The sequence below is a fragment of the Candidatus Omnitrophota bacterium genome, assembly GCA_028716245.1.
Classification (GTDB): Bacteria; Omnitrophota; Gorgyraeia; order Gygaellales; family Profunditerraquicolaceae; genus UBA6249.
On record JAQUQW010000006.1, the window covers coordinates 42367 to 54159 of the forward strand.

The 11793-nt window shown below is 40.8% G+C and carries 1 protein-coding gene (only partly in view); it reads right to left on the reverse strand.

The annotated features are described in order from the left end of the window. The coding region annotated (locus PHG87_07270) for a GNAT family N-acetyltransferase (GenBank protein MDD5477974.1) crosses the window boundary (this coding region is incomplete at both ends): on the reverse strand, nucleotides 1-11793 show 11793 of its 54159 nt. 42366 nt of the annotated region lie to the left of the window's left edge.

The window sequence follows — 11793 nt, forward strand, 5'->3', positions numbered from 1 at the left end:
ACCCGATAAATTGCGGAGCCACGAATATCGCGCCGTCGCGGTCAATAATAATGGTTCGCCCGATTTCATCTCCGGGAACATTATATTCAAAGAAAATTTCATTTCCGATTTTAGAGATCGTTTGAACGAGGCGCAAATCTTCCGCGGTTAAATTCTCCGGTGTCTTTTGTTTTATTTGGGCAATTATAGTTTTAATATCATCTTTCTGAGATTCGCTAAAATTATAGATATTATTAAGGTCGACGAGTGCTTCTTGTGAATACATCGTTTTAAGTATCTCATATCTTGCCTTCGCGTCATTCCACTTAATGAGCATTGCTTCTTCGGGTTGATAGAAATTCTTATCCTGATATTTAGCGACATAATAAATATCTTTGAGGTCTAAAGAGGCGATCATTCTTGACCTGCCAAAAGCATCCACCTGGGGTTCGCTGTAAATATAGTTTAACGGCTGGCCTGCGCTGGTGCTAGCGGCAAACTTAGTAAGCCTAAACTCGCTAAGCGGGAAAGTTTTATTTTTACCGGTTTGAGGATCATAAACGCTTAATTCTTTAAATTCGGAGGCCTCTCCCACCATACGCGTAACCGTTCCGATTGTGGGTTGAGATTCTGATTGAGCCAGTGGATTCTTAAAATACTTAAATACCGCGGGGAAATTCGAAGGTACAGTCTGATTCGCTTGTGGTTGCGGATGTTCTTCGGGAACAGGAGGAGCACGGGCGGTAAGAGTTTCATTTATTGCCGAAACAGGAACTTTGGTTTCATTCTGCCAAAGCCCGCGCATCTGAGACACAACTTCTTTTTCGGTTCCATTTATCGTAACCCAGCCAAAAAACGCTTCGTTACCGAAGAAATCATAAGGAACATCAAAAGCAGCCCCTGAAGTAGCCTGGCTAGTAGCATTTCCTGCTTTCCAATACTCATCCTGCCAGGTCATAAAGGTAACGCCAAGAATATTCTTAGCCTTTAAAGAATTCCAGATATTCACATCTGCCGCGGCTTGTTCAGTTTGATTTTCTTTACCTTCCCGCATATTATAAGAATCCGCGCCGGTTTCAGAAATATAAATTGATTTATTACCCGCGGCTTGCTTAACTTCATCGATTGTGTTGGCAAGGCTATCCCACTGATACGCGTTTAAACCGAAAACATCCACTGAAGGAACTTGAGCAATTACACTCTTTAGCGCGTCTTTAGCAGAAGGAGTGCCGTCATAACCGTAAGCAGTAGAAACCGGATGGTTGGGATCTATCGCCTTTGTGGCATTGGCGGCTTTTTCCAAAGCCTCATACCAAACACTAATATTACCGTTAGACCATTCCGGATGATAATTGTTTTCATTGCCAAACTCCCACATCAAAACTGCCGGATGATTTTTATAGGTCTTAATATAGTTTAGATAAGTGCCAGTCTTTATATCCGGACCTGGATTATAGCGGTCATCAAAATAAGGGAATCCTACGATTACCCGGATATTATTTTTAGCGGCTAAATCCAACACATCCGGCATCGGCGGATAATAGGTTCTTATTGTATTTATCCCGGTTTCATTCATCTTCTGAAAATAGGTTTCATTTACTGAATTGAGATTAAAAACAAAATCGCGCTGCCCCTTACCTTGAGGAACCGTAGAAAAGGTAACCCCGCGGATTTTATAGCTGCTATTGCCGACACTGAGCTGATTATCTTTTACAGTTACAGGCGTAATCTCCGGGTAAGTTTTTACCTCCGCGGGGAAATATGACTTATCCAGCGTAAATTCAATCGCCTTTGGCGCGGAGTAAATTCCTTTTGGATAAACCATTTCGATATTAAGGTCGGTTAAAGTTAAACGCGGCTCACTATAAACGCCATCATAAACAACATAGACCGTTTTATTTAATTCACCGAGGTAAAGAGTTCTCTTATAAACGGTAAACTGTGACTGATTCTTAAAGCTATTGATAAATTTATTAAATTCATTCTCAAAGTCATCGCTTCTATTGGTAAACCTTACTCCCTTTTGTTCTAAAAATCCGCGTGAATCTTTAACGCCAACAGTGCCTATACGAACATCCTGCTTCTTAATATCTCCTGCCAAGGAATGAGTAGTTTTAATCACTTGCCCCTTATCATTTACTTCATTAAAGAATTTACCTGTGCTTTGCTCCAACTCAATCAAATTGCCTCTGGCATCTAATTTCTGAAACTTAGTTTTTCCTTCGGCTAAATTTATTTCCAGCATATTCACTACTATCCCGCCTTTATTGGCTTTAAGCGGGATGAAAATGCGGGAAAGCTTTCCGGTTAAAGAATCATAAGCGCTAGCGGGAATATTATCTTTATAAACTATTTTCTCTTCGGGAGTAAGCTGATAAAGATGTTCGGCCTGACTGTAAGCGTCTATAATTATCTGGTCATTTAAAACATCTACTTTCTTAATAATATTGATGTAGTCCTGATTCTCGACCTCATAAACATAAAGGACATTATTCTTGGTCTCATATACCGGTTCGCCATGCTGATCAACACCTATCTGCACGGATATCGTTATACCTCTCTCTTTAGAAGTATCTACGGTATAATAGGGATGCTTCAATCCATTCATCCGGTCATAATAAGTCAATTCCTCAAGTGAAACATCCCAATTCGCCAGAAGCGTGGCCCCTTGATAGACCTTATAGAAAACCTTATTTATATCTTCCCATGTTTCTTTAACTACCACGCCTTCATTTATGCCGGTAACTCGGCTTACCATCCCCTGCGTATCCTCTTCTCCTGAATAGTGGCTTTGAAGTTGCTGCGCTGCAGTGGGTGCCTTCCCAACGCTGGACTTTATCAATGTATTCGGCTGCTGCTCATAACTTGTGCCATTTTTAATGATTATATCTGCCCCCGTAGAAAAGACGGGATTACCGAAAGAATTCTTTTGTGAAGGAGTAAGAGAATTATAAGTTTCGGGGGTAAAATATCTGATTTTATCCTGCTGCGTCTGGTTATTTTTCCACCATATAGCCATTCCGCTCTCGCTGCTTTCAACCAGATTTACAAACTTCCAGGTATCTGTTTCATTAAGAGTAATATTCCATTTCGAGCCCGCAGCCTTTTCTTTTGCCGCTTCAAAAGGAGTCAATTCGTTAGACGAGATGTTAGGAACTATTTCCGTAGTATTTTCTGCTATATCTTGCTGGTGCATTTCATTAGATATTACATCATTTCCTGCGTTCGAGTTTTGATCGATAGCGTTATAAGAATCCAGGTTAACCGCATCATCTTGATGTACATCGGCTGGATGGGCAAGAACTGGGGTGACAAACCAAGCGGCAGAGACAGATAAAATAGTAAACATGGCAAATTTCGCATTTAGGTTATTTTGATTATTTTTTTCTTTTCTCTTTCTCTTGTACTCATCATGCTCATGTCTTATATCCCATACCTCTTCTCTATATAAAATATTTCTTATTTCTTTTTCAGATTTAATTAAAAGGCTCACGTAGAATTTGTCTGATACAGTGATTTCGGGCGGGATCTTATATTCTTCTTCCATAAACTTGACTTTTGAAACCATCGTTTTAGGCAAAGATTCATATATCTGCTTGCGATATGCATTGATTAATTTCCTGATGTTTTCCGGGCGTTTTAAAACAAGTATCGATACATCAGATAAACCGGTATCTTCTAATATCTGCCGAGCGGCCTTTTCTGTCTTAATCCGCAGTAAATCTTTGGTGAATTCCATCTTCACCTGTTCCGAATCTGCGAATAATTTCCATTCGCCATTTTGCAGCCGAATGATAATTACCATAATCATAATTACGGCTGTAATCACAAAGAAACTCCAAACATCATTCATCGCCACCCCTTCTGCCGCCAGGGCTGGGGTGGCCGTAAGCAGCAGACCGAAGATAACTATGCCCGCGGTTTTCATCATGGGATAGAAAATAACAAAAATATTGCCATTGACAAATTTAATGGTATATGCTAATTTATTTTTGATGGAAGAAGATGTGTTTTGGACAGATTCACGCAGACAGTTAATTGCAAAAGCGTTAATAAATTTATTCCAGGCATTAGTAATTGCCTTATTTATTTCAGAAGCTTTTGCTAAAGCAACCGCTCTGTGGAAATTATTTTTTCTTTCTGCAATGCTTTCTTCTTTAATAGCGGCTATTTTTGTATGTCCAACAAAAGATCCTAAGGAGGATTGAAATGACTGCTTTAATAACTTTAACCATAATCTGCCTGGTAATCTTAATTTGGTTTGGAATTGATCAATATCGCCACAAGCACGTTCACTAGACACCGGCCCCGCCCTAAGCAACCCGCCGTCCTTAATCATAATATCTCTATATATTGATCCGCCATCGCGCTTTAAGAAAGCATCTTCTCCCGCCTTAATTTCTTTCGATTCCATCTTCCCTGAATTATTCTCTTCGGGATTGCCAAATAATGACTTATAAAGATTAATTCGAGGCCCAAATACTCCTGAAAGCTTCCAGCTAATAAATATAATTATTATTACCGATGGAATTGTAAGTAATCCCCAATAAGGATCCGAGATATCATATGGTATAACTTTTAATATCGAACTCCAGAAGATCGTTGTTCCCACAGAAAAATCAGCGACGATAGGTCTTTCAAGAAACAAAAGCCCAAGGATATCCTTTAGCATATACACAAGGGTAAATATGAAACTGCCGATTCCGATCCCCGCAAGAAACATTCTTTTCATATTAAATTTTTTAATTACTAAACGTATTAAATAAAAACTTATTGTTAAATCTAATATATTGGGCACAAAATTACTCAATAATTCACTAATCTCCCGCGGAAGATAGACCTGGTGTCTTTGGATACTATAATTCGGGACAGCTAAAGGCGCTGCAAGTCCGGAAGCAAACTGTTCAGGGGCCCCGGTTTCAACAAAAGGCAAAATCTTACCTATCAATCCATACGGATCCATAGAAGGATTCAATATTAAACCATTAAATTTATGCGCATCATATGTTAACGGTTCAAATATGGCATAATGGAGAAGTTCATGTGGCAAATGCATTATTGCAATCACTATGGGCAGAGCTGTTAAAGCCGATCCTGACAAAAGAATAATGACGCTAATTAAATCAGATACGCCTTCCTGTCTGCTGAACTTTCTGATAGAATCTCGAATTCCAGCAAAATTGAGGACGGTTCTATTTTTTCTTGCTCCCAATCTCCAATAAGAAATAATACCAATTAAAACAATGATCCCTGTAATTCCTGCCATGATAGGAGACATAACAACTATCCCCGCCCCCCCCGCCGCCAGGGCCGGGGCAGCTAGAGCACCTTTTACCGTAGGCGCAGTGAATAATAAAAGTGAAGCAAGCGCGAGGATCCAAAGCCAGACTTTCGCGGGAACTTTCTTTATAAAATCTACTACCCTATTGCCGCCATCATTGGACTTGGTTTCTCCTCTTTCCTGCGCTAAAGGTTCTAAACGTTCTTTGAAGAATTGTGTCAATAAAACATACTTACCTTCCTCAACGGATTTTTCATCGGCAGCCTCCAATGCTTTAAGCAACTGCACTAAATCCTTCATTTTTCTATATCGTCCCACAATGCTCAAACCGTCTAACTTATATTGATTAATTGTAGTTTTAAGATTAAGCGGATAATATCCTTTAGATATAAGAATTATATCTACCAGCTTACTCGCTGTGCGGCCGTTTCCATTATTATAAGGATGTATAATAATAAACTTATAAAAAGTTTCTACCAGAAGATTTTCTAATTTAGTATTGCCTTTTATCCACATCGTATTAAGCCAATCTATATATTCTTCCATACTGCGAGGAATATCTTTTGGATCAACGAGTTTTAAATTTTCTCTGGTACCTATAACCACCTTCTCTGTTCTTAAACCTAAGTAAGAAGGAGAATTTGGATTGCCTGTTTCATCTAGCTCTCTCCCGCGAGCAACGATAACTTCTTTGTGCAATTTGTTTATAATCTCTTGGCTGATTATTCTTGGGGCATCTTTACTTAGCAGGCCGCCGTCCAAAGCGCGGTTAATCTTTTCAGCGGATCTTTCTTCCTTTAACCTTTGAAGTTCTTTTAATATCCTGCCTCTGCCGATTTTCTTAATAATCGCGCCCCTGATATCTTCCATTGAAATCTGAAGCGGGAGCATTCGCGCATTTATCGCTTTCAGGTTAAATTCTATATCCACCGCCGCGGAAAGCAGGTTTTCTTCCGGCCCGCAAAGCATTAAACGCGCGTCAACAATCTCTGCTCCCGCGTTTAATGCCGCCTTTAATGCGCTAAAACCTCCTGTTTCCGTATTTGTCGATGGCACGCGAGATTCAGCAGAAAAACTATTTTTATCTAACCGATCTAACGTAAATTGCATGGGCTTAGCTATCTTGCCTTTTACATATAGAATACCTCTCCCTTTACGGCTCTTCAGGTTGTTAATTAAACCAATAAATAATAAATTTGATATTCTGTGCCCTTGATAATCGGGAGCAACAAATAGGAATGATACTTCAAGCGCCAAAGGATTACCCCTGTCTTCATCCACATCGACAAAACCAACGGCCTGTCCTTGTTTATTGCATACAACAACAGAATTACCGCTTAGAGATATTCCTCGCTTGCGCATAAAATCAATTACCTGAGGGTGATAGTTTAATTTACTGCCGATATCTTTAAATGCTTTTATCTCAACCTGTCTTGCCATCACGCGCAGCAGGGCTTTCTTATGGGCTTCACGATAAGCGGGAACATCAGGATAGATATTTGCCAAAAGCGGACCGAGATGTCTATTTAATACAATGAATTTCTCTAAAGACAGGCTTTCATTTTTACCGCAAAAGATCTCTATTAACCCGGCATAGTAATCTTCGATTACGCCTTCTGCTTTGGTCATAGCATTAAGCCCTTTTATTTTTTCATTTTCAGTTTGGGCGTCAAACACCTTCCAATGCCCTTCTAAAATCCTGCCTATAATTTCAGCGTTATTAACCTGTTTAACTATATCGGCTATATTTTTCCCGCTTAATTGCGGCCATTCGCCGGTATTAATTATCCGGGTAACGGCGGATTTGAGTTCAGTTGAGACATCTTTGGATTCGTAAAAATATTTCTTCATCACTGCTTTATATATATCTTTATTGCCGGCGTTAATGCTAAAACTTTCCTTTATTATCCCATACGCTTTTTCTTTAATCCCCATCGCAGTTGCTATCAATATCAATTGTAGATAGAAACCAAAATCTATTTTCTTGGCTTCTTTTATTGATAAAGGTTTTGCGATTATGCTTTTCAGGATATAAAGGTAAGTTTCTCTGATATTGGAGGTTGGGAGAGCGTATTCGGAAACCTTCCCCGCCGGCGTAGCTACGACAAACTTCTTGCCCTCTATTATGAGGTTATTGAAAACCTCATCCCGAAGCTTAAGCTGTTCAGAAACCTCCTGTAATAACATCGAGTTACTTTCTTTACCCACAAAATATTTAAATAACATATTCGATTCTCTCGATATCTCTGTAGTAACTTCTGGGGGATAAATCTCTTTGCGCCTATTAGCTTCCGCGATTACTTTTTCATATAAAATATATTGTTTACGGATGGCGTTCCTGAATTCCCTTACCTTTTTTGCCCTTGCGAAATCTTTTAATGAATATTTCAATGTCATTACTGTGTCTTGAAATGTCCCAACGGCGGCTGCTGCGCCCTGCACATTTTCGGATTTTTTGAGATGCCCCAACTTTTCCTCCAGCCCCCGGATCTCTTCCGCGTTAATGATTACTCTTAATGAATCTATTCCTCGTGATATTATGTTAAAAGTTTCTTGGGGATAAGCCCTCCCCTCTTCTCCGGCTTCCTCAAGCGCTTCTTTGAATAAATCATATTTTTCAGAAAATCCTTTTTCAATATTTTCATATCTTCCGTCATTGAACCAGATTGACTCCCCGGTTAATTTCTTGGATGCTTGTATAAGCCTCTTTATCGGATAAAGCCTGTTTTCTTGATTCGCTTTATTTATTTCTGTTAATGCTGCATTGAAGTCAAATTTATCTTCTAGCACTCCGCCGTCGGCGATAATCAGCTCACCTTTTGCTTCTAAATCAAAACGTACCCTAAACCTCTCTACTCCGCCAACTAGAGCTTTATCTGCTTCTTTTAGCATTACCCTTACTTTTAAACTATCTGCTGCCTTCTCTTCAAATTTTTTATAGAACCGAACTGCTTTTTTATTGTCTTCTCTAACCCACAACAATGCCCATTTTTTCTTCTCAACATTTTTAATATGCCTTAAACCTGCTTCTAATAATTTAGTCCCGATCCCCCCATTTTTGAGTGAAACTGCTATGTAAGGAATAAGAGAAACATTACTCAAGGCCTCTAAATCTACATCCTCTACAATTACATACCCTACATAGGCATTGTCTTTGATGGCAAACCATACTCTACTCTGTTGCGCAAAACCTTTATCTGGCTGGCCGGTAATTAATTTCTTAATCAGTAAGTTATGATCTACGCCGTCTTCTTCGGGTAATCCTGCCAAAGCGTTGATCTGTCTAATGATTGCGACCACTTCCGCGCTATCCAGGCCTAGCTCTTTAGTCGTCTTAATAGCAATGTTACCGCCGTCAAGAGAAACTTCTCTTGTTATCAGTTGTTCCGGAGACCCCTTGAGGTTCTTGCTCTGGAGGAGGGAATTTCTCAAGAGGCCTCCAGGAACAACAATAGCCGGCTCGATTAAGGAGATACCTGCCACGGTAAGTATCCCTAATGTAAGCAGCGGCTGGGTAACAAATAAAATAGCCCCGACCAACGCTAACACAAACCAACCTGCCACGGTAGGTTGAATAGACCTGGTTGAGCCAGGGCTAAATCTTGCTGAATTAGTTAGTTTCGACTGTATTGACCCTATAGACTGGAACGTTCTGGCGGGCGCGGCTGATACAATACCTGATATGGTCGGCGACCGAACCGACAAGCTCTTTCCATGCATCTGCCTGGGCATTATGGGCATAGACGGAGCCTGAATCTTTAACCAGGAAGATCCTAATCTTGTTACTGCCGTGCTCACGGGCTGCGGCAAAGGTTGAGTAGTCGCTTGTGGAATCGATGATGTGGTGAATCTTAATGGCTTCGAGCTTAATGGGAGACATAGCACACCTCCTTTTAAGGTAGTGGTTAAGGTTGAAATAATAATAGCCGCGAATGCTATTCCTGTTAAATAAAGAATAGCCTGCGGCTTAGTTAAGGTGTTATGTATGGAATTTATTAGGGTTTGAGGAGCTAAAGCGGAAAGGCCAAATAGCACTGCGGCAGCTATTAAGGCATTGATAAGCTGCGCAGGCGGGCCGCGCACAAGGCGTGCGCCAAGCTTGGCCGGATAATTAACTAATCTTGTATAAAAACGGTTTAATTTACCGGCTTCTCTGCCAACATGCTCTTTAGATTCAACATCTCCAATTGAACTATCTGTCTCATCTCCTGCAACCGGCGAATTCTGTACTGATTGTCTAACTCTGCCATTGTTTCCCTCATTTCCTGAATTTTTATTGGACTTAACATTTTTTCCTCCCGTGGCTAATTGGTTAATTGCATTTACCACAAAACGCACAATCTTAACCAATGGAGGAGCCAATGAGAAAATCGACTTATCAATGTTTGTCTGGGATATCGGCAGTGATTTAGCTTCTTTTACTTCGGACTTGGAAATACCGCCTAAGGCTTTTCTTACGGAAGCGATTAAACTGCGGCCTGAACCAAATAGGCACCCTGCCAATTCAGCTAAAGCATCCTTTAAGTTGGCATCTTGAACCGGCAAGAAGAAAGCGTTTTCATGGCCATTTCTATATGGGAACCTGCCAGAATCCGGTAAGGCGTTATTGGCCCTGCGCTGCACACCCGGTAATGACAATCCGCTAATCACCCTAAATACGCTTGCCGCCATCTCAACTATACTGCTTAGGCCCGCTCGAATTGCCCCAAGCTCAATCTTTATCGCGTTTATCGCTAACCCACCGTCTGATGCGTATCTGCCTACAGAATTATTTAAGATATCGAATACGTTATTCAATATGTCAAAGGTATTCTTGGCCTTGTCTTTATTCTCTGCTACAACCGTCTGATCGCTGATGGATTCAGCTGTTTCAACAGCATCTGCCGCTGCTCTTGCTTCCAATTCGCCTCTTACATAGGCATATTCTCTTAACGCCTCAAATGTATTGGTTAACTGAATAAGTAATACAAACACAGCTTCAAACTGTGACACAGAAAGCCCAAATCTATTCATAAGACGATGGGCAAAGCGAAGCTCGCTTCCGCGTAAACGTCCTAATCCGCGTAATGCGATAGCGTTCATAAGCTTTTTAACAAGAGGCGCAACGATATCATCTTCGCGGCGGACAGCTTTATCACTTGAACCAAGCTGAATAAGATAATTCAGCAAATTTATAGCCGCTTTCTGATTTTTCGTGAGGTTCTCTAAGGCGCTGGCGGAATTATTAAGGACATCTATTGCATTACGGAGATCGGTGTCATTGCGAGCGGAGCGAAGCAATCTTAATTCTAACTGATTGGCTAAACTGCGGAAGGTATTGGCAAGTTCGGCGAATATAGCTTCCGGAGGGCTAAGGCCATTGCTTATTTTGAGAACAGAAGAAAGACCTTCCACATCCCCTATTTTTACTGTCCCGGTTGCGTCGCAAGGAGCCGCGGACGAAGCGGCAACCCCAGCAGCTGCTCCACCATGGCCCATGTCATCACCGGCTGCCTGAATACCGGTGTTTGCCGGAGCATTTGCTCCTGTTGCATCTGCATCGCTAGCCCCTGAATTGGTACTTCCCGGATTATTTCCTGCGACTGAACCTGCGCCGCCATTGCCGCCGTTATTATTATTTGCATTGCCATTGTCACCATTGTTGTTACCATTATTTGTATTACTATTGCTATTTGTATTATCGGTATTGCTATTTGCGCTATTGCTTGCACTGCTGCTTGTGCCGCTGTTGCTATTATTGTTAGCATCTATACCAGTTCCACCAACATTCTTAATTGCTTTCTGCTCTGTTTCACTTAATAAGTTACCTTCTAATTTTTCACTCTTAATTACCCCTTCTTCTACAATCAATATAAATCCACCATTAATTATAAATGATTCATCAAGCTTAATCTCGCCATAACCAGCAACATGGTTATCTCCATTATCTTCTGCATATCTAATTGTTGTCCCCTTAATACCATATATTTGTAAAATGTGATACTCATCTTTCCCAGAAGGCCGCACTATACTTACTTTATCAAGATTTCTCTTAATTATACCAATGGCCTGATCCATTTTTCCCACTTTTATCGCGCTAGGCTTTTCTTGCCTTATAGATTCTGCCTCTTTGTACTCTCCTGCATTTTCGTGTTCTGTAGCAACCTCATCATAAACCTGTCTAATAGTCTGTAAACCAGTATACAAATCCTTAACTACATATGAGCCAAACTTAGCGGCACCTACCAATTCACGAAGAAGTTTATCCGCTCTCTCCCTAACCCTAAAATTCTTAGCTATGCCAATCAAGCAATCCACCACATCCACTACCCCTGTACGCCGACGTAGCTCATCTGTACGCGCATGTGCATCAATTGCTATTTCTTTAACCTTAGTTACCTCTGTAGCTGTTCTTATTGCTTCTTGTTTTGCTGCTCCTGCTTCTTGTTTTGCTGCTCCTGCTTCTTGTTTTGCTGCTCCTGCTTCTTGTTTTGCTGCTCCTGCTTCTTGTTTTGCTGCTCCTGCTTCTTGTTTTGCTGCTCCTGCTTCTTGTT